Annotated in this window: 17 protein-coding genes; 15 read left to right on the top strand and 2 right to left on the bottom strand. The window is 47.7% G+C overall.

What is annotated here, in order from left to right; all coding sequences use genetic code 11:
* Window positions 1–35: 35 nt before the first annotated feature.
* Both BLU99_RS02065 and BLU99_RS02060 read right to left on the bottom strand, forming a co-directional pair.
* A complete protein-coding gene (locus BLU99_RS02065) occupies window positions 36–1,565 on the bottom strand; it encodes an alkaline phosphatase family protein (protein ID WP_091899508.1) in 1,530 nt (509 codons plus the stop codon).
* Window positions 1,555–2,772 (bottom strand): Lnb N-terminal periplasmic domain-containing protein, encoded by a 1,218-nt coding sequence (locus tag BLU99_RS02060; RefSeq protein ID WP_255397408.1) that lies wholly within the window; start codon window positions 2,770–2,772, stop codon window positions 1,555–1,557. The genes BLU99_RS02065 and BLU99_RS02060 overlap by 11 nt, the downstream gene beginning before the upstream one ends.
* Window positions 2,773–2,876: 104 nt before the next feature.
* Here BLU99_RS02060 and BLU99_RS02055 point away from each other — a divergent pair, with 104 nt between their 5' ends.
* The 15 genes from BLU99_RS02055 to BLU99_RS01985 all read left to right on the top strand — a co-directional run bounded on the left by BLU99_RS02055 (window position 2,877) and on the right by BLU99_RS01985 (window position 20,309).
* The gene (locus BLU99_RS02055; RefSeq protein WP_091899507.1) at window positions 2,877–4,157 is read left to right on the top strand and encodes a hypothetical protein; all 1,281 of its coding nucleotides are present in this window, start codon (window positions 2,877–2,879) and stop codon (window positions 4,155–4,157) included.
* Window positions 4,158–4,163: 6 nt separating this feature from the next.
* Complete coding sequence (lptC, locus tag BLU99_RS02050) at window positions 4,164–4,817, top strand: LPS export ABC transporter periplasmic protein LptC (RefSeq protein WP_091899506.1); 654 nt, start codon at window positions 4,164–4,166, stop codon at window positions 4,815–4,817.
* Window positions 4,817–6,109, top strand: a complete 1,293-nt coding sequence (locus BLU99_RS02045; protein ID WP_091899505.1) for a hemolysin family protein — start codon at window positions 4,817–4,819, stop codon at window positions 6,107–6,109. Before lptC ends, BLU99_RS02045 begins: the two co-directional genes overlap by 1 nt.
* Window positions 6,110–6,208: 99 nt before the next feature.
* Complete coding sequence (locus BLU99_RS02040) at window positions 6,209–8,344, top strand: SurA N-terminal domain-containing protein (RefSeq protein ID WP_091899504.1); 2,136 nt, start codon at window positions 6,209–6,211, stop codon at window positions 8,342–8,344.
* A gap of 352 nt (window positions 8,345–8,696) precedes the next feature.
* Window positions 8,697–11,189: an SLBB domain-containing protein gene (locus BLU99_RS02035; protein ID WP_091899503.1), complete on the top strand. Its 2,493-nt coding sequence runs from the start codon at window positions 8,697–8,699 to the stop codon at window positions 11,187–11,189.
* 319 nt (window positions 11,190–11,508) lie between these two features.
* Window positions 11,509–12,588 (top strand): GumC domain-containing protein, encoded by a 1,080-nt coding sequence (locus tag BLU99_RS02030; RefSeq protein ID WP_091899502.1) that lies wholly within the window; start codon window positions 11,509–11,511, stop codon window positions 12,586–12,588.
* A gap of 126 nt (window positions 12,589–12,714) precedes the next feature.
* Window positions 12,715–12,936 carry a DUF2188 domain-containing protein gene (locus BLU99_RS12420; protein WP_091899501.1) on the top strand — a complete coding sequence of 74 codons (222 nt, stop codon included), beginning with the start codon at window positions 12,715–12,717 and terminating at the stop codon, window positions 12,934–12,936.
* A 5-nt stretch (window positions 12,937–12,941) separates the two neighbouring features.
* Window positions 12,942–13,535 carry a hypothetical protein gene (locus BLU99_RS02020; protein WP_091899500.1) on the top strand — a complete coding sequence of 198 codons (594 nt, stop codon included), beginning with the start codon at window positions 12,942–12,944 and terminating at the stop codon, window positions 13,533–13,535.
* Window positions 13,536–13,754: 219 nt separating this feature from the next.
* The gene (locus tag BLU99_RS02015) at window positions 13,755–15,236 is read left to right on the top strand and encodes a lipopolysaccharide biosynthesis protein (protein WP_091899499.1); all 1,482 of its coding nucleotides are present in this window, start codon (window positions 13,755–13,757) and stop codon (window positions 15,234–15,236) included.
* An 11-nt stretch (window positions 15,237–15,247) separates the two neighbouring features.
* Window positions 15,248–15,652: an FAD synthase family protein gene (locus BLU99_RS02010; protein WP_091899498.1), complete on the top strand. Its 405-nt coding sequence runs from the start codon at window positions 15,248–15,250 to the stop codon at window positions 15,650–15,652.
* Between the two features lie 7 nt (window positions 15,653–15,659).
* The gene (locus BLU99_RS02005; RefSeq protein ID WP_091899497.1) at window positions 15,660–16,487 is read left to right on the top strand and encodes a LicD family protein; all 828 of its coding nucleotides are present in this window, start codon (window positions 15,660–15,662) and stop codon (window positions 16,485–16,487) included.
* Window positions 16,488–16,505: 18 nt separating this feature from the next.
* Complete coding sequence (locus BLU99_RS02000) at window positions 16,506–17,690, top strand: EpsG family protein (RefSeq protein WP_091899496.1); 1,185 nt, start codon at window positions 16,506–16,508, stop codon at window positions 17,688–17,690.
* Window positions 17,691–17,725: 35 nt separating this feature from the next.
* Entirely contained in the window at window positions 17,726–18,445 is a 720-nt protein-coding gene (locus BLU99_RS01995) for an IspD/TarI family cytidylyltransferase (protein WP_091899495.1), read from the top strand.
* Window positions 18,446–18,453: 8 nt separating this feature from the next.
* On the top strand, window positions 18,454–19,485 hold the full coding sequence (locus tag BLU99_RS01990) for an NAD-dependent epimerase/dehydratase family protein (RefSeq protein ID WP_091899494.1): 1,032 nt from the start codon (window positions 18,454–18,456) through the stop codon (window positions 19,483–19,485).
* The gene (locus BLU99_RS01985) at window positions 19,485–20,309 is read left to right on the top strand and encodes a LicD family protein (protein ID WP_091899493.1); all 825 of its coding nucleotides are present in this window, start codon (window positions 19,485–19,487) and stop codon (window positions 20,307–20,309) included. The genes BLU99_RS01990 and BLU99_RS01985 overlap by 1 nt, the downstream gene beginning before the upstream one ends.
* Window positions 20,310–20,317 lie beyond the last annotated feature (8 nt).

Below are 20,317 nucleotides of genomic sequence, written 5' to 3'. Positions count from 1 at the left end.
CTTGATATAAATCTGTCAAACAGACGGTCTGTGCTTCAGAACAATGGTTCCGAAGCACAGGCATTGGGTGCGCGAATGCGGATGGTCTTAGCCACGGTCGGGGCGATCCTGTCGACGGTGACAGGCGTCTGCACACGTTGGGCGGTAAGCCCGTTGCCGTAGATAAGGATAGGGAAGGTGATGGCCGAGGCCTGCGACAGCAGGTCCTCGCCGGTCTCTTCATTTTGTAGGTGCCAACCCGGAGCCACCTCGATCAACAGGTCGCCGTTGCGCTGCGGGTTGAAGCTGTTGCGTATCTTGGCAATCTGCTCATGGTAGCTGCCCAACAGCTGCAGACGAGTATAGACGTTCCTCACGCCGGCCATCTGTGCCACGAACTCCTGAGCCCGTTGGGTGGCGTCGGTCATACTGATACGCTTCGACTCCAGCAGTTGGTGGTTGAAGAATAACTGTCGTCCGTAGCAGCCCTCCACGTAGCGTCCCTGTCCCCAGAGTGCGCCGAAATACATGTTCAGCAGACTGGCTGTACGATTGATATAAAAGGTACCCGTAGGGATGCGATAAGCCGTGTAGTCGGTCTCTTCCGGATCACTGTAGCCGGTGCTGGTGACGATGAACAGGACCTGTCCTTGGCCGATCCTGGTTTCCAGTTGTGTCACCAGTGTGGCGATCTCTCTGTCCAGACGCAGGTAAGTGTCCTGCAGCTCCTTCTGACTGACCGGCACCGGTCGGTGCCCGTAGGTACCAGCATAATAGGTCAGGCATAGCAGGTCGGTCACACCGTCATATCCCATGGCGAGGTTCGATTGACTATGCAGCGCCAGCTCCGTGATGTCGGCATTGATCAGTCCCGAAGTCTGGTAGTCCTGATGCCGTCGGTCGCCCTTGAACGTATAACGGAAGTCGGGCTTCTGTTGAACAATCAGTGGCTTCCATTCCCGCTTCCTGCTCTTATCCTCGTACGAATATAACTCATTGAACGACAATAGCCATTGCGGCACTTCGTTCATGTAATACTGCGATGTTGTCCAGCGCCCTGTCTGGGTGTCCAGCCACACCGCCCCGTCGGCGGCATGACCGGCCGATAGGATGGCGGCATCCTCAAACGGGGCGACGGCAAATACCTTCGCCTCCCCGTGCGTGGCCACCTTCAGCTCGTCGCCCATCGTCGACACGGCCATCTGCACAGGCGAGGGCACACTGTCCTGCTTCTGACTGTCCGTGCAGAGCACCGGTCGCAGGGTGGCCTTGTCCAACCACCGTGTACCGACGATACTATGGTAATAAGGGGTAGTGCCTGTGACGACTGACGATATGGCAGAGGCCCTGTCGGGCTCGAAGAACGGATAGGTGGCATTCTCATAGACCACGCCCTCCGCCAACAGCTTCTTGAAACCGTTCGGCCCGTAGAGTGGGGCGAAGGTCTCCAGGTAGTCACTGCGCAGCTGGTCGATGGTGATGCTCACCACGAGCCGCGGTGCCTGTCGGGCACCGTCCTGCGCCAGTGACTCGGCATGCCAGCCAACTACCGCCAGTAGTGTGATATAAATATATTTATTTTTCATTTATACGGTCCCTGAGCTTGTCGAAGGGTCCATTCACTAGCCCCCTTAACAGCAAACATAGTGCCACAATCATCATGCCCTCGGCATAGTGCTGGAAAAACCGTCCTACGGCAAACAGCACGACCATCACGATCAGAAGAGTCCACCAGTGCGTGCGACGCCGTCTGAGAACGGCAGGCAGGAAGAACAGTGGCAACGGGTTCAGCAATAAGATCTGCAGGTTCAGACTCGTGGTCGGGTGCTGTGAGAAGATCATGACGAAGAGCACACAGCCCGCCAGTCCTTGAACCACCATCAACAGGGCATCCCAATACTTATAAGTCTTCTTCCTGCGCCATTCCATCGCAATGATGACCAGCGACAGCACCAGCAGCACACAGGCACAGGCGGTCGGCGACAGCGGGAAATCCTCCTCGATCACCTGTACCCCCGGTTTGACCGCCATCCGACGCTCCTTGACCAAGGGTCGACGAGTACCGTCGCTCACGATCTGAGCCCTGTCGAAGTCGTACATCAGGTTGCCTGGCAGGAACTCCTGTTCCCGGAGTGTCGTCCTTCGGTCGGCCTTCACGCCCAACAGCATGTCATTGCCGAAGGTAGCCCAGGGATGGTTCCTCGTACACACACTGATCATGTCCCGATGCGATGGTGTATAGTCTTCACGCTGAGCATATTCTATTTTTCCGTTTAAGCATTTCTCGATGATGTCCCGAGGCCGTGTCGAACAGTTGTCGAAGAAGAAGTTATACCGGTACACACGGTTCTCCGGCTGCATATTCTCCGACAGAGCCCGATACATCGCCTCCTTCTCCTCGGCAGTCAGGTCGAGCACCTGTTCGGTGACACTACTGCCACATTGTCTGTATTCTTCGAGGAAATACTGGTAGGGCACCACCCCCAGCTCATAGTCGGTCAGTCCGAACACGAACCGCAGGGCGAAATAAGGTTTCTTGAAGTTGAACATCCCCCAGTTGAACGCCAGGTCGGTGTCGTTCCGTTGGTCGTGCCATCTGATGGCGGCATGACCGTACAGACTGTATATCTCCTCATGCGGCGAGCAGGTCAGCAGACTCACCTCCACGGAGTCCATGGGGTGCTTGTCGATGGCATCCCCGTCAGCCGGCACGGTCTGTGCCTGTACGACGGAGGCCGACATCATCAGAATGATGCCTAAAAATGTACAAAAATCCTTTCTGAAATGTTTCACGATGCAAAAATAGCTTATATTTTGCAGTAAAAAGCCATTTATTCCATTTTTTTTCAATAATTTTGCACGCTGAATAGATTTTCAACAGAATAAACATAAAAGACATGAATAGAATCATAGGTGGTCTGGTCTTGTCGGCCATCACCGCAACCGCCTTCGCACAGAGTAGCACCAACTCCCCGTACAGCCAGTTCGGCTATGGCGATCTGACCGATCAGGGTGTCGGTTTCAATAAAGGTATGAATGGAGTCGGCCTGGCTTTCCGTAAGGGAAACGAGGTGAACCCCCTGAATCCGGCTTCCTATTCCGCTGCCGATTCCCTCACGATGATCTTCGATGCCGGTCTGTCGGGTCAGATCACGAACTTCAAGGAGGGCAGCACCCGTTTCAACGGCAAGGGAGGCGGCTTCGACTATGTGGTGGGCCTGCTCCGTGCTGCCAAGAACTTAGGCGTGTCGTTCGGTGTCCTGCCTTATTCTAATGTCGGTTATAAGTATAGCACCACATCGTCCATCCCCGGGTCGCAGGCCATACAGTCCAGCACCTACGAGGGCGACGGTGGCATGCATCAGCTGTTCCTGGGTGCCGGTTTCCGCATCTTCAAGCCCCTGTCGGTCGGTTTCAATGCCGCCTATCTCTGGGGCGAGTTCGACCGCTCGTTTACCGGAGTCACCAGCATCAGCTCGGCGAAATACCTGGTGAAACAGTATTCCGCATCCGTCAGGAACTACAAGCTCGACTTCGGTATGCAGTACGAGCAGAAGCTTGGCAAAGGTGATCTGCTGACGCTGGGAGCTACCTATAGTCCCGGTCACAGTCTCAAGACCGATCCCACCTGTCGTATCATCAGTGTCAACACCTCTGCGAGTCAGAACGATACCACCTCTTATGTGGTGCACGACGGTCTGTCTTTGCCCACCGCCTATGGTTTCGGTCTGGCCTACAGCCATCATGACAAGCTGCGTGTGGGTGCCGACCTTCAGGTGCAGAAGTGGGGTTCTGTTGATATGCCCTCCGACGAGGGTGGCACCTATGCCCTGCGGAGCGGTCTGCTGAAAGACAGTTACCGTGCCAACCTCGGTGCCGAGTGGATTCCCAACCCCCAGAGCACCCGTCATGTCCTGAGTCATGTGCGCTATCGTATCGGTGCCGGCTATGCCACACCTTATTATAATATAAACGGTCAGGACGGTCCTAAGGAACTGAGCCTCAGTCTCGGTTTCGGTATTCCCATCATGAATGCCTATAACAACCGTTCCTTCCTGAATATCAGTGGTCAGTGGTCGCACCGTTCAGCCGATAATCTGATTACGGAGAACACCTTCCGTATCAACATCGGTCTGACCTTCAACGAGCGCTGGTTCTCTAAGTGGAAAGTAGAGTAAACATCCATGTTCAATAAAAGAACCCTCCCTCTCGCTGCCATCGTGCTGCTCGTGGTCGCCTGTAGCGACGTACAAGAGCATACCGCCCCGGCCGTCCACGACCGCGATTCCGTGTCGGTGATGACCTCCTATGGCGTGAACACCCTGATCAGCGACTCCGGTGTCATCAAATACCGTATTGTCACCGAGCGTTGGGATGTGAACACGGCGAAGAACCCCTCACGCTGGTCGTTCGAGAAAGGCGTGTTCTTTGAGCAGTTCGACGAGAAGTTCCATGTACAAGGCTACATCCAGGCCGACACAGCCTGGTACTACGACCAGAAGAAGCTCTGGCATCTGCGTGGTCGTGTCCGCATCCGTAATGTCAACGGTATGCTCTATGAGAGTGAGGAGCTCTACTGGGACGGCGTGAACCATGAGTTCTATTCTAACGTCTTCTCGCGGGTCACCACCCCCGAGCGCACGATGGAAGGCACCTATTTCCTCAGCGACGAGAAGATGACCCACTATACGGTCAGCAACTCCAAGGGCTCTTTCGAGCGTGAGGACATGACAGGCGAGACGAAGGACGAGGCGTCGAAGGGCGCCGCTCCCGCCGACACCGCGCAGCACCTTGCTCCCCAGCGCCCCCAACTCACCAAACACGCCAAGCGCCAGTAATGACCGTCCTGCTCATCTCCCTCATCATCTCGATGCTCCTCTCCGCGTTCTTCTCAGGCATGGAGATCGCCTTCGTGTCCAGTAACCGCCTGTTGGCCGAGATGGACCGTGAGAAGAACGGCCTGTCGCAGAAGGCCCTGGCAGTGTTCTACCAGCATCCCAACAACTTCGTGTCGACGATGCTTGTGGGCAATAATATCGCCTTAGTCATCTACGGCATCCTCTTCGCCCGTCTCTTCGATGCCACCCTGTTTGCACCGCTCAGCGACGGACTCCGTGTGATGGCCGACACCCTGCTCTCCACGGTGGTCGTGCTCTTCACGGGTGAGTTCCTGCCGAAGACCATCTTTAAGAATAACCCCAACACCCTGCTCACCGTCTTCGCCATTCCGGCCTACGTGTGCTATGTCATCCTCTATCCGATATCCCGCCTGGCCACCCTGTTGGCCAAGGGCCTGCTCCGCCTCTTCGGCATCCGCATGAGTCGTCACGACGAGGAACACGAGTTCACGAAGGTCGATCTCGACTACCTCGTGCAGACCAGCATCGACAGTGCCGGCAATGAAGACGAGATCGGTGAGGAGGTACGTATCTTCCAGAACGCCCTCGACTTCTCCGAGACGAAGGTGCGCGACTGTATGGTGCCCCGTACCGAGATCGATGCCGTCGAAGATACCGCCACCCTCGAGACCCTCCGTCAGATCTTCATCGAGAGCGGTCACAGTAAGATTATCGTCTATCACGAGGATATCGACCATATCATCGGCTATGTCCACTCCTCCGACCTCTTCCGGCTCGATGCCGTGGCCGTGGCCGACAAGCCCCTGGCGTCGCTCCGTGGTCAGCTCTCCATCCGTGAGCTGAACTTCGTGCCCGAGACGATGCTCGCCTCGAAGCTCATGAAACTGCTCATGCAGATGAAACGCTCGTTGGCCATCGTCGTCGATGAGTTCGGTGGTACGAGCGGTCTGGTATCCCTCGAAGACCTCATGGAAGAGATTACCGGTGAGATCGAAGACGAGCACGATACCGATAGTGCCCTCGAGGCGAAGCAGTTGGGCCCCGACGAGTATATCCTCTCGGCCCGTCTGGAGATCGAGCGCGTCAACGAGCTCTACGACCTCGACCTGCCCGAGAGCGACGATTATATGACCCTCGGTGGTCTTATCCTCCATGAGTACCAGTCGTTCCCGAAGCTCAACGAGGTCGTCAGGGTAGGGCGCTACGAGTTTAAAATCCTGAAGAATACAGCTACTAAGATAGAGTTAGTGCGACTAAAGGTGATGGAATAGAATAATTTTAATGAAAAATTTCGCCGTTTCATTCCTTTTTTGTAATTTTGCACACGTTTGTTTTACAGAATTAAAAATTTAAAATTAAAATATTAGAAAATGGCAGCATTAGGAAAAATTAGAAAGAGGGGAATCACCCTCGTGATCATTATTGGTCTTGGCCTGTTTGCCTTCATTGCCGAAGAGGCGTTCCGTTCTTGCGAAGCAACCAAGAACCAGCAGCGCCAGCAGATCGGTGAGGTGCTGGGCAAGAAGGTCAACGTGCAGGATTTTCAGGCACTTGTCGATGAGTATCAGGATGTGTTGAAGATGACCCAGGGCATCGACAACTTCTCTGAGGATCAGCTCAACAGCATCAAGGACGAGGTATGGAACTCGTATGTCAGCGAGCAGATCATCAACCACGAAGCCGAGCAGATCGGTCTCACCGTCACCGACGAGGAGATGCAGACGATCATGAAGGAGGGTCGCGACCCCATGCTGCTGCGCTCACCGTTCGTGAACCAGCAGACCGGCCGTTTCGACGTGACCATGCTCACGAAGTTCCTGGCCGACTATAAGAAGAACGCCACCAACCCGCAGCTCACTGAGTCCTATCAGAAGATCTACAAGTACTGGCAGTTCATCGAGAAGCAGCTCCGCCAGCAGACCCTGTCACGTAAGTATCAGGCACTCATGGCCAACAGTCTGCTCTCTAACCCCGTATCCGCAAAGATGGCCTTCGAGGGTCAGAACCAGGAGAGTGATATCCTGCTGGCTTCTGTCGCTTATTCGAGCATCAACGATAACGACGTGAAGATCGACGAGAGCGACCTCAAGGCAAAGTACAATGCCGAGAAGGAGATGTTCAAGCAGAGCGTCGAGACCCGCGACATCAAGTATGTCAGCTTCCAGGTTGTCGCATCTGCCGCCGACCGTCAGGGTCTGATGACCACCATGCAGGAGGCTTCTAACAAACTCCAGAGTGGTGCCAACCCCGCCGAGGTCGTCCGCAAGGCCCAGTCGCAGTTCCCCTACACGGGCATTGCCGCTACCAAGCGTGCTTACCCCTCAGATATCGCCGCTAAGCTCGATTCGATGGCTGTGGGTCAGACCACCGCACCCTTCGAGACCAAGCTCGATAACACCCTTAACGTGGTGAAGCTCATCTCCAAGACGATGATGCCCGACAGCATCGAGTATCGTCAGATCCAGGTAGGTGGTGCTACCGCCGAGGCCGCCCGTAAGACCGCCGACAGCATCTACACCGCCCTTAAGGCAGGTGCCGACTTCGAGGCGCTCGCCAAGAAGTACGGTCAGACCGCCGGCAAGCAGTGGCTTACCTCTGCGATGTATGAGAACGCCACCACGATGGACGAGGAGTCGAAGAACTACCTCAACGCCATCAACAACCTCGGTGCCGGTGAGCTGAAGAACCTCGAGTTCTCTCAGGGTAACATCGTCATCCAGGTGACCGCCCGTAAGGCTATGGTCGAGAAGTACGACGTGGCTGTCATCAAGCATACCATCGACTTCTCTAAGGGCACCTATTCTGATGCCTATAATAAGTTCAGCCAGTATGTCAGCGAGAACAAGACCCTGGCCGACCTCGAGAAGAACGCCGCCAAGAGCGGTTTCCAGGTGCAGGAGCGCAAGGACCTCTTCAACTCAGAGCACAATGTGGCTGGCGTCCGCGCCACCCGTGAGGCCATGAAGTGGATCTTCGACGCCAAGGAGGGACAGGTGAGCCCGCTCTATGAGTGCGGTAACAACGACAACCTCCTCGTGGTAGCTCTCACCAAGATTCATCCTGTCGGTTATCGTTCACTCGACGACGTGAAGGATGCCGTCCGTCAGGAGGTGACACGTGACAAGAAATTTGACCAGATTAAGGAGAAGTTTGCCGGTGTGGCCGACATCGCTGCCGCCAAGGCAAAGGGTGCCCGTATCGATACCGTCAACCAGATCACCTTCTCTGCGCCTGTCTTCGTACAGGCAACAGGTGCCAGTGAGCCTGCTCTCGCAGGTGCTGTCGCTGCCAGCAAGCAGGGCGCTTTCAGCAAGACACCCGTCAAGGGTAACGGTGGAGCCTACCTGTTCCAGGTGCTGAAGAAGGGCAACCGTCAGGATGCTAAGTTCGACGCTGCTGTCATGGAAAAGCAACTCCAGCAGAAGGCCATGCAGGCCGCTGGTCGCTTCATCCAGGAGCTCTATCAGAAGGCCGGTGTGGTTGACAACCGCTACCTGTTCTTCTAAGCGAGAGAAGTATTAAATTTGTCATATAAAAGAGCAGACATCTCCGGGTGTCTGCTCTTTTTGTGTTTCAATCATCCTATATCAAAATCTTTCAAAATACGAAAATTAACCATTTTTCCTTGGTTGAATGGATAAAATGTCGTATTTTTGCAACCAAGTCATGCGCCATTCATTTCGAAGAAATGGGCTCCGTGCCTTTCAATCAAATGAGTGTCAGGCGTTTGCGATAGGCTTATTTGTCGCTGTATGTCAGTACAAATTCACCGAATCGTGCCAACTGTATCACTGTTTTGTGCGCCCCACCACGTGGTTGGGTGACCCTCTCCTTTGTCTTTTATAATTTTTAAACAATATGAAACGAATACTTTTTTCCCTGTCGTTTCTGGTCTTGGCCCTGACGGGCTCTGCCCAGAGCATGAGTGACAGTCAAGTGCTCCAGTACGTCCAACGCGAGATGAAAGCTGGAACGAGTCAGTCACAGATCGTTGTCAAGCTGATGCAGAAAGGTGCCACCGTTCAGCAGATCCAGCGCCTGCGTAACCAGTACGAGAAGGCCGGCGGCAGCGTGTCCGATCTCGACGGCGCCTCCGCTTCGTCGTCATCCCTGTTGAAGGGCTTCTCGTCCAGCCGTTCTTCTGCCGCCACCTCTACGGCACTGCGTCAGAACAACGGATCGGTGATGGTCGACGATGAGGGTAATCCGCTTTACTCGTCCACCAACGGTTTCATGTCAACCGACATGAGCGATCTCGACAGCCGTCCCAACGTATATATCCCCGACATGGTGGATAACACCGTCAACGGCAAGCCCGTCTTCGGTCGTGACATCTTCAACAAGCGTACCCTGTCGTTCGAGCCGAATATGAACATCGCCACGCCGACCAACTACATCATCGGCCCGGGCGACCAGATCGTCATCGATGTCTATGGCGCCTCTCAGAAGAGCGAGACCCTCTCTGTCTCTCCCGAGGGAACAGTCACCGTGACAGGCTACGGTCCCATCCAGGTGGCCGGTCTGACGGTTGCCGCCGCCCAGGCCAAGATCCGTCAGCAGCTCGGTCAGCGCTATAGCAGTTCGAAGATCCGCATGACCGTCGGTCAGACCCGCACCATCCAGGTCAACGTGATGGGCGAGGTCGCCGCCCCCGGTACCTATACGCTCTCAGCCTTCGCCTCGGTGTTCCACGCCCTGTATATGGCAGGTGGTGTCAACGCCATCGGTACGCTGCGTAGCATCAAGGTGTACCGTGGTGGTCGTCAGCTCACCGTGGTCGACGTCTACGACTATATCCTCAACGGCCGTCTCACCGGTAATGTGCGCCTGGCCGACAACGACGTCATCGTCGTCGGTCCTTACGACTGCATCGTCGAGGTCGCCGGTAAGGTGAAGCGCCCGATGCTCTACGAGATGAAGAAAGGCGAGAGTGTCGCCTCCCTGATCAAGTATGCCGGCGGCTTCACGGGCGACGCCTATACCAAGGCCGTCCAGCTCAACCGTACCAGTGGCGACAAGCACTCCGGCTATAATATCCAGGAGTTCGACATGACCACGTTCAAGGTCCAGGATGGCGACTCCGTCACTGTCAGCTCCACACCGTTGCGCTACGAGAACACCGTCACCGTCACCGGCGATGTGTTCTATCCCGGTAACTACGACCTCGGCAATGGCGTCAACACCGTGCGCTCCCTCATCGAGGCTGCCGGTGGACTCAATGAGTATGCCTTCATCGGTCGTGCCGTCATCCGTCGTATGAATGCCGACCGTACCCGCCGTACCATCTCCGTCGATCTCGACGGTATCATGTCCGGCACCACCGCTGATATCCCCCTCGAGAACGAGGACGAGCTGATCATCGCCTCCAACGCCCAGCGCACCGGTGCCTACACCGTGGCCATCCGTGGTGAGGTGTACCATGGCGGTGAGCTCGAGTACTCTGCCGACGAGACCATCGAGGACCTTATCGTCCGTGCCGGCGGTCTCACCGATGCCGCCTCCATGGCCCAGGTCGATGTTGCCCGTCGTATCGTCGATCCGAAGGCCACCGGTCAGTCCAAGGAGATAGCTAAGACCTACACCTTCCAGTTGAAGGACGGTCTTGTGGTCGATGGCGACCGTTCGTTCACCCTCCAGCCCTACGATGTCGTGACCGTTCACCGCAGTCCCGGCTATCAGGTACAGCGCGAGGTATCCATTGATGGAGAGGTGCTCTTCCGTGGATCCTACACCATGACACATAAGAACCAACGTATCTCCGAGATCGTCAAGGCCGCCGGTGGTGTCACCGACGAGGCCTTCCTCCGTGGTGCCCGTATCGAGCGCCTGATGACCGATGCCGAGAAGTTCCGTAACAAGCAGGTGCTCAAGCTCGTTGAGCAGCAGAAGGAGAACATGGGCTTCGAGGAAGAGCAGATCGACTCCGCCGAGGTACGTTACTCTGTCGGTATCGAGCTCGACAAGGCCCTGGCCAACCCCGGTTCCGACTATGATGTTGTGCTCCGTGAAGGCGATAAGATTATCATCCCCGAGTACAACGGTACTGTGAAGATCAACGGCAACGTGATGTTCCCCAACACCGTGGCCTTCAGCACTGGCAAGAGTTGGAAGTGGTACGTCAACCAAGGCGGTGGCTTCGGTGCCCACTCTAAGAAGAAGCGTACGTTCATCGTTTACGCCAACGGTATGGTGTCCAAGGCCAGCAAGGGCAAGGTAGAGCCCGGCTGTGAGATCATCGTCCCGAGCCGCACCACCACGCCGCAGGAGACCCTCTCGACGATCACCGGTATGGCTACCTCACTGGCAACCATGGTTACCATGATCGCCACCGTCACGAACCTCATCAAATAGCATGAGGTTCGTGCCCCCTCCGGGCACTCCCCCTCCGCGGTTCCTGAACCTGTCGAAGGACAGAAGCGTAAAGGCATTGCGGGTGCTGCACCATCATCAATGCGCCAGCCGAGAGCGACAAGCGGGACCTGTGATGGTCCCAGCTTACCTTAATGTAAGAGCGACAGGAGGAGCGGTTAAGCCCCTTGACAATGATTGGCGAGGGGTTTGGGGAGTGGTTCGAAGCCCCTTCTTAAGGACAAGAAGGGGTTGGGGTTGTTGGTGAACCTGCAGGGTGCAACCCTGCAAATAAAAAGAATTTTCTTAAAACTTTTCTTTAATGGAAGAAAACTTCAATAAAGAAATGATTGAGTCCGACGACTCAATCGATTTCGGCCAAATCTTTGGTGCTTTGAAGAAACACAAGCGTCTCTACTATAAGGTGCTCCCAGCAACCTTCATAGTCGCCTGTTTCTTTTTGTTCAGCATCCCCAACTACTACAGTTGCACGGTGAAGCTTTCCCCAGAGCTCTCCGGTTCGAAGTCCTCCAGTAGCCTGGCCTCCCTGGCCAGCTCCTTTGGTGTCAACCTTGGTGGAGCCCTCGGTGGCGGTACCGAGGCCCTCTTTCCGACGCTCTATCCCGACCTGATGAACTCCGTCGATTTCAAGACCTCGCTCTTCCCCGTGATGGTTCGTCAGAAAGACAGTACTGAGTGCATCTCGTACTACGACTACCTGAAGGATCACCAGCGTCTTCCTTGGTGGTCATCGGCCATCCGTGGCCTCTTCAGTCTGCTTCGCAGTCAGGATGAGAAGCAGCCCGACACCATCAACACCTTCGAGCTCACGAAGGAGCAGACCCGTATTGCGAAGCTCCTTGCCAAGAAAGTGTCGTGCGATGTCGACAAGAAGACCATGGTCATCACCATCGATGTGCAAGATCAGGATCCTCTGGTCTGTGCCCTGATGGCCGACAGTGTGAAGGAACGCCTGCAGAAGTTCATCACCGACTACCGCACCCGTAAGGCCCGTGTCGATCTCGAGTATAACAAGAAGCTCGCCCGTGAGGCCCGTGAGCGCTATGTCCATGCCCGTCAGCTCTATGTTCAGTTCGTCGATGCCAACCAGGCCCTGATCCTCGAGAGTGTCCGTGCCAAGCAGACCGATCTGGAGAACGAGATGCAGTTGCAGTATAATGCCTATAACACCGCCTCTGCCCAGCTCATCGCCGCCGAGGCGAAGGTGCAGCAGGAGACCCCTGCCTTCACCACCTTACAGAGTGCCACGGTACCCGTCAAGAAGGCCGGTCCCCATCGCGCTAAGATTGTGCTTATCTGGCTCTTCCTGGCTTTCCTCGGCACCTCAGTCTGGATTCTCCACAAGGAGAACCAGCTCAAGCCCTTATTAGGTCTGAGTTAACCATCGCATAACATAAGAGGGTTAAATCGCTTCCTAACAGAATTTGAATTAAAAATGCGTAATTTTTTTGTTCCTTCAAAATAAATAAGTATATTTGGAGCGGAGGAACTGAAAAAAAATAAGGCTATGTCAAAGAATGTACATGTTGTTCACTCACAGGGTGAGTGGAAGGTTAGGAGAGAAGGCTCTATGAGAGCTAGTAAAGTTTTTGAGACGAAAAAAGAAGCAATTGGGTATGGCTGTAGATTAGGGAAAAATGAACGTCTGGAGTTATATATCCACAATAAAGATGGAAGAATATCAGACCGCCGTAGTTATGGCAAAGACCCATTTCCCACTCGTGGATAAAGATAATGATAGATAACGCCATCTTTATTAACTGTCCTTTTGACAACGAATATCTGCCTCTTCTGAGAGCTTTATTATTCGTAGCAAAGTTTTATGGTCTTGATGTAAAGATAGCTTCCTTGGAATTAGACTCTAAATCAAATAGACTAACAAGGATTATTTCATTAATGAAGGAAGCAAAATATAGTGTTCATGATTTATCAAGAATGAAATCTGATAAAGAGGGTGAATACTATCGGATGAATATGCCATTTGAATTGGGGCTTGATTATGGAATTTCCGATGAAGGTAATGTTTTTCTGATTTTTGAGAATGAAGCATATGAGTTGAAAAAGGCATTATCTGATATTAATGGATGGGATGTGAGACCTCATAATAATGAGCCAGAAAGACTTATTAGTGAGTTCCGGCGGTGGATAGTGGCAAATAGAGAATTACCTGAAAATGTTAAGAATTATTCTCCATCTTATATTTGGTATAAATATAATGATTTCTATGCAAGCTTTTCTGATCACATGACAATGCATAAAATGAAGGACGATGAGATCTCGGTTAGAGAATATATGAATTTCATTGATAGATATTTAAGCTCGAAATAGTGTATGTTTCTTTTTTAGTAAGTGACATTAAGATTATAATTCGAGGATTCGAAGACTGACATCCTTTGTGAAGGATGTCATCCCCCCAATAATGAAGTTATTAACCAATAGTATAAGTGTTCTGTCTGTATATGACAGGATAGTGATTAATTAAATGTCAGAAAGTACAATGAATAATAAGCGCATATTTTGGGGTGCGATATATATGCCGTTTGAGAAATGAAGCAGAATAGTCTCAAACAAAAAGCCGTATCCGGAATAATTTGGGCAGCGTTGCAACGATACTCTGTGATGTTTATCGCGTTCATTTCGGGTATTATTCTTGCTCGCTTACTTTCACCTCATGATTATGGCTGTATTGGTATGTTAGCTATTTTTATGGCGTTGGCTCAAGCGTTTATAGATGGTGGCTTCGGTGCTGCGTTGATACAGAAAAAACACCCTACGCAGGAAGACTACTCAACAATCTTTTTTTGGAATATTGGGATGGCCTTTTTGATGTACGCAGTTATTTTTATCTCTGCTCCTTACATTGCTCATTTCTATGATATTCCGTTATTATCTAAGGTCTTGAGAGTACAAGCTTTAGTTCTATTCATCTATGCCTTTAATATTGTACAGCGTAATCAGTTACAAAAGAAATTGGACTTTAAGGTATTGTCCATTGTAACAATAATAACATCATTAACTACTCTGACAATAACAATAGTACTAGCTTATCATGGGTTTGGCGTTTGGTCTTTGGTAGCACAGAATATTTTGACAAGCCTTATCCCTGCTCTTGTTTTTTGGTTTTATATAAAATGGAGGCCTGTATTTCTTTTCTCTAGACAATCTTTTAAAGAATTGTTTGGTTTTGGCTTTTATATGTTTTTAACGAGTATTCTTAATCAGTTTAGTCAGCAAATTCAGGGCCTTTTAATCGGTAGATACTTCAATGCATCCATAATGGGGTATTATTCAAAAGCATATAAAACGGAAGAGTTAGCATCACAAAGTATTTCACAAGTAATGACACAAGTAACCTATCCTCTTTATGCGGAAATGCAGGATGATAGGGAAAGACTGAAGAGTGTTATTAAGAGACTTACGAGAGTCCTTTCATATGTAACATTTCCTCTGTTATTTATTCTGTTATTATGTGCAAAACCCCTTTTTGTGTTGCTGTATTCGGAAAAATGGCTTGATAGTGTCCCTTTTTTCCAGGTTTTGTGTTTAGCCGGTCTTGCAGTCTGTCTTCAAGCGATTAACTTGCAGGCTATTTCTGCAATTGGGAAAGGTCGGGTAATGTTTGTTGGAACTGTGATAAAGCGAACTGTTGGAATCTCTTTTATAGTTGGCGGTTTTTTTATCTGGGGAATGAAAGGCTTATTATATGGAGTTGTTTTTAACTCTTGGTTCTCCTATCTTTATAATATTTATCTGGTTTCAAAATACATTGGTTTTAAATGCACTGAGCAACTAATGGATTTATTTCCCGTGTTGTTTTTTTCTTCTCTAGTGGCACTCTTATGTTATATAATTACGAATCAGATGCAGTTAGGCCTTTACATGAACGGTGTTGTAATGGCATTACTTTATATTGTCCTTTATTGGATAGTATCTTTAATATGGAAACCTCAGGAGTTTATATATTGTAAATCACTTGTTTTTTCTTATTTGGGAAGAATTAAAGGATTATTACTAAAAGATAGAGTATAAGTAGAATAATAATGAAAACAGTATTGACAGTAGGAGTATATGATATGCTCCATATTGGACACATCTTACTATTTAAACGTGCTAAAGAGTTAGGCGATAAGTTGATTGTTGCAGTTCAGGATAGTGACGTGATTCTTAAGTATAAACCTGGTACAAATATGATATATACAACTGAGGAGCGTATGTACATGGTCAGTACAATTAAGTATGTTGATGAGGTTGTTGTGTATCGGGATGTCGACAAGGACATACAGAATATAGAATTTGATATTTTTGCTAAAGGGCCTGATCAAATACATGAAGGCTTCCAGAGGGCAATTAAATGGTGTGAAGATCATGATAAGGAGGTTGTCGTGATTCCGCGGACAGAAGGAATTTCTTCTTCCTTATTAAGAGAGTATTCAAAAGTCAAATGATTAAGTTATGCAAGAATTGACATTACAAGAAATACAGAGTGTTAGCCTTGATATGATGAAAGATATACATGCTTTTTGTGTCAAGAATAATATTCGATATACCTTAGCGTATGGTTCGCTTATTGGAGCTATCCGTCATAAAGGCTTTATACCATGGGATGATGATATTGATATATGGATGCCTCGTCCAGATTATGAAAGATTCTGCAAATCATATCACAGTGAGGTAGGGTATAAACTTCTGTCACCATATCGTGATGATAACTACTTCTATTTTGCCAAAATCTATGATGATCAGCGCACACAGGTTGAGATGCAGTGGTTGCATAGAGATGGGGATATAGGTGTTTGGATAGATGTTTTTCCAATAGATGGTATTGCTGATGATAGAAATCAATTTCTAGAAGACTATTCTAAGATTCATAGGGTCTTGTGGAAGATTAATAGTATTCGTTCTGAATATACCTCTTATCGTAAAAGTCGAGGGTTATCATCTGTAAGGCCAACGCTTAGACTCTTTCTTAAGCATTTATTATATGGCGGTTTACAGGGATTGAGAAAGAGATTTACGGATTTGTGCAGTAAATATCAGTTTGGATCGACGATAAAGTGCTCAAGTTTATGCTGTGTTGAAGCTTTCGTCAGAAATAACCCCGAGAGTTTTAATACGTCAGATTTCCAAGAATATGAGTTAGCTGATTTTGAAACAGAAAAGTTTTATATTGCTAAAGGATATGATTCTATTTTGAGGTCTATTTTTGGTGATTATATGGTTATGCCCCCAGAAGATAAAAGAAAAACTCATCAGAACAAAAATCATTTCTACAAGAAATAATAGACATGTAGATTGTAAATGATTTATTTCGTTATTTTAATTTTGCTTATAATACTATCTATCCGTTATGATATTAACGGAAAGATAAAATATCGTGACCAGTGGTATGGAATCATACTTGTGATTTTTGTTCTGGTGGCAGGGCTACGTTTTCGACTCGGGGAAGATACAATCAATTATATATATGAATTCTATCATGCAACTCCAGAATTATCTGATTTAAGTTTCGATACGTTCTTGTCAAGTTCATCCCCGCCATTATGGATATTACTCAACTCTATTGTTAAATCTATAGGAGGAAGATTCTTTTGGGTTCAACTTGTTCAAGCTACTATTGTAAATACGTTAATTCTTAAGTATTTTAGAAAACACAGTTCGTATCCGTTTGCTTGTACGGCCTTGTTTTTTTTGTGGAAGTATCAGTGGTATAATATGGTGGTGATGAAAGCTGCGATAGCCCTTTCCATTATTTTATTCGCAAATGATTATTTTTTGGAAAAGAAATACAAGAAAGGATTTCTGTTAGTGCTTCTTGCTACGGGATTTCATCAATCTTCAATAATACTGGTTATTATCCCATTTCTTACTTTTCTGAGATTTAACGGTCTTGGCATTTTTTTGTTAGTTAGTGCATACTTTATTGGTGCTTTCTTGCAGAGTAAATTAGGTAATATTTTCCAAATGTTAGAATTTGCAGGTGGCGTATCGAATAAGCTTGATAGTTACTTGGATACTAAATTCATGACACAAGAACATAATCTTAATTATTTCATCATTAGAATTCTGCCTGTTACAATATATCCTATATTATCTTTGTTATATATCAAAGTTAAATGCAAAGAATCACATATCCTTAGACTTGAACCTCTTCTTATGGTTGGTCTGTTTTTTCAGATGTTACGTTTAAATATAGATATTTTCTATAGGTATGTGTATATTTATCTAATATATTTTATTATTTTTATGGTTCATTTCTTCGTGGAATTCTCAAAAAATTCTGTGAGGTTGAAAAAATCACTATCATATGTTAGAACAATTATTATAGTTTTTCCTTTCTTTTTTACTATAGCCTTTTTTGAGCCATTATTACATATTGATTTTTACCCATATTCTTCAGTTATTGAAAGAAGTATTGACACCGCCAGAGAGAGATTCTATTCTGGAAAAGTCGCATATTATAACTTGAATATGGATGAGTATTAGTGTTTATGATGAATAAAGCATAATATTAAATATAGATGAATTTAGCTGTAATATTTGCAGGTGGCTCAGGTAGCCGGATGCACACGAAGTCAAGGCCCAAGCAGTTCTTGGAGTATAATGGTAAGCCAATCATTATCTATACGCTAGAACTCTTTGACAATCATCCTATGATAGATGGAATCATCGTGGCTTGTGTCAAGGACTGGATACCTTTCCTTGAAAAGATGCTAAAGAAGTTTGAAATCAATAAGGTTCGAAGAATTGTCCCTGGAGGGGATACTGGTCAAGACTCCATATTCAAAGGTTTATCGGCTGCTGGAGAAATATCGGAGAGTGATAAAGATGTGGTATTGATACATGATGGAGTGAGGCCTCTTATCACAGAACAGACCATAACGGACAATATAAACAAAGTACATGAAGAAGGAAGTTGTATAACCTGTGTTCCTGCAACTGAAACCTTTATTGTTAATCAGCCTGATGGTAGCCTGGAGATTCCAACTCGTGCAGACTCTTTGATAGCCCGAGCTCCGCAGAGCTTTTACCTAAAGGATATCCTTTCGATGCATAAGCGTGCGCGATTAGAGGGACGACATGATTTTATAGATTCCTGTTCTATGATGCACCACTATGGATATAAGCTAGGCAAAGTTATTGGGCCAATGGAGAATATAAAGATTACTACTCCAACGGATTATTTTGTATTTAAGGCAATGGTGGAAGTACACGAGAATCAACAGATTTTCGGTTTCTAGAGCTACATATGAACTACCAGATATTGCAAGAAGACCTAGAGCAATTTGCCAAGCAGTTTGAGTTATGGGAGCAACTGCGTGGTAAGGTATTTCTAATAACAGGAGCAACAGGTCTTATTGGCTCTGTGTTGACGAAGTGCCTATTAGAATTGAATCGAGAGCATAATCTCGGTATTAAGATTTTTGCGGTAGTACGAGACGTTGAAAAAGCGCGGAATGTATTTGCAGATGAGTTTTGTTCAATCAATTTCTTAGAATTCCCCATTACGGATATATCTAGTGAGACTGTAATTACTCCTATTAATTATATTATTCATCTTGCAAGTCCGACAGTAGGAAAATATATGGAAGAGCATCCTGTTGAGACTTTCAATTTGGCTTATCAGTCGACTTTTGCTCTTTTAGATTTTGCAAGACGCACAGATGTTGAGAGTATGGTCTATGTATCTTCAATAGAGTGTTATGGACAGATTCTAGATGATAGACTTATTACTGAGGATGTGCGAGGACATGTTAATCCCATGTCATCTCGTTCCTCTTATCCTATGGGGAAACGTGCGGCAGAATATTTATGTTTTTCTTACTCAGAAGAATATGGAACACCTGCTAAGATTGCGCGTTTAACTCAAACATTAGGAGCAGGTATATCAGAAAGTGACAATCGTGTATTTGCTCAGTTTGCTAGGAGTATTGTCAGAAGTGAAGATATTGTGTTACACACAACGGGTGAGTCTGCCAAACCATATTGTTATACAACGGATTGTGTATCTGCTATTCTTTACATTCTTTTGAGAGGTCAAAATGGTGAAGCATATAACGTAGCAAATCCTGATACATATATAAGTATCCGAGACTTGGCCTTTTTTGTAAAGCAGCATTTTAATCCTTCTATTAATGTTAGAATAGAGTTAAACGAAAATATGGGTTATGCTCCTGTTACAAAACTTCGCCTCTCAACCGAAAAATTAAGGAATCTGTGTTGGCAACCTCAGTATGACTTAAAAGGCATTTTTGACAGAATTATAAGGTATATATCATAATGAAAGAAATGACATTAAAAGATGTTCATGAAGTATTGTATGATATCTTGGTGGACATTCATGAGTTTTGTGTTGAAAACAATATAAAATATTCACTAGGAGGTGGTACCCTTCTTGGAGCAATCCGCCATAATGGTTTCATTCCATGGGATGATGATATTGATGTTCAGATGTCAAGACCTGAATACGAAAGGTTTATCCATAGTTATCGATCTAAACGAGGTTATCAGTTGTTCTCGCAGGAGTTGCCTGGGTGTGAAGATGTCGGTATCGCTTTTGCCCGTATTTGCGAAATGGAACGGACTTATGTGGATACTGGATTAATGCCATGGCAAAGATGTTCTACAGGCTTATTTGTAGATATATTACCAATAGATGGTGCTCCTTCTGACGAAATGACTGCAAGAAAGAAAATAAAGAAAATGACTTTCCTCTGGAAATTATCGAAGTTGGCTCGAGCAAGACTTCCTATCCCTTATTCTAAGGCAAAATATCGCAGGACAAAAGTCAGATTGCTTATAAAGAAAATCATCTCAAGATTTATTCCCTCCAATTTTATGATAAAATACATAAAAATGTGTCAAGAATATCCATTTGAAACGAGTGAATATTTGGCTAATTATACTACTATGCAAAACGGTTTTAGAGAATGGCAGCCCAAAGAATCTATGGACAAGTTTATTCTTCACCGGTTTGAAGATGGGGAATTCTACATCATGGAGGACTACAATACGAGTCTATCACACCTTTATGGTGATTATATGACATTGCCACCTATTGAAAAGAGAATAGCTCATATTGTAAATACATATTATTGGAAATAATTTTGAAA

It is taken from the genome of Prevotella sp. lc2012 (genome assembly GCF_900107065.1).
GTDB lineage: Bacteria > Bacteroidota > Bacteroidia > Bacteroidales > Bacteroidaceae > Prevotella.
The sequence above is the reverse complement of the archived record's forward strand: the minus strand, read 5'-3'. Positions and strand labels throughout refer to the sequence as shown.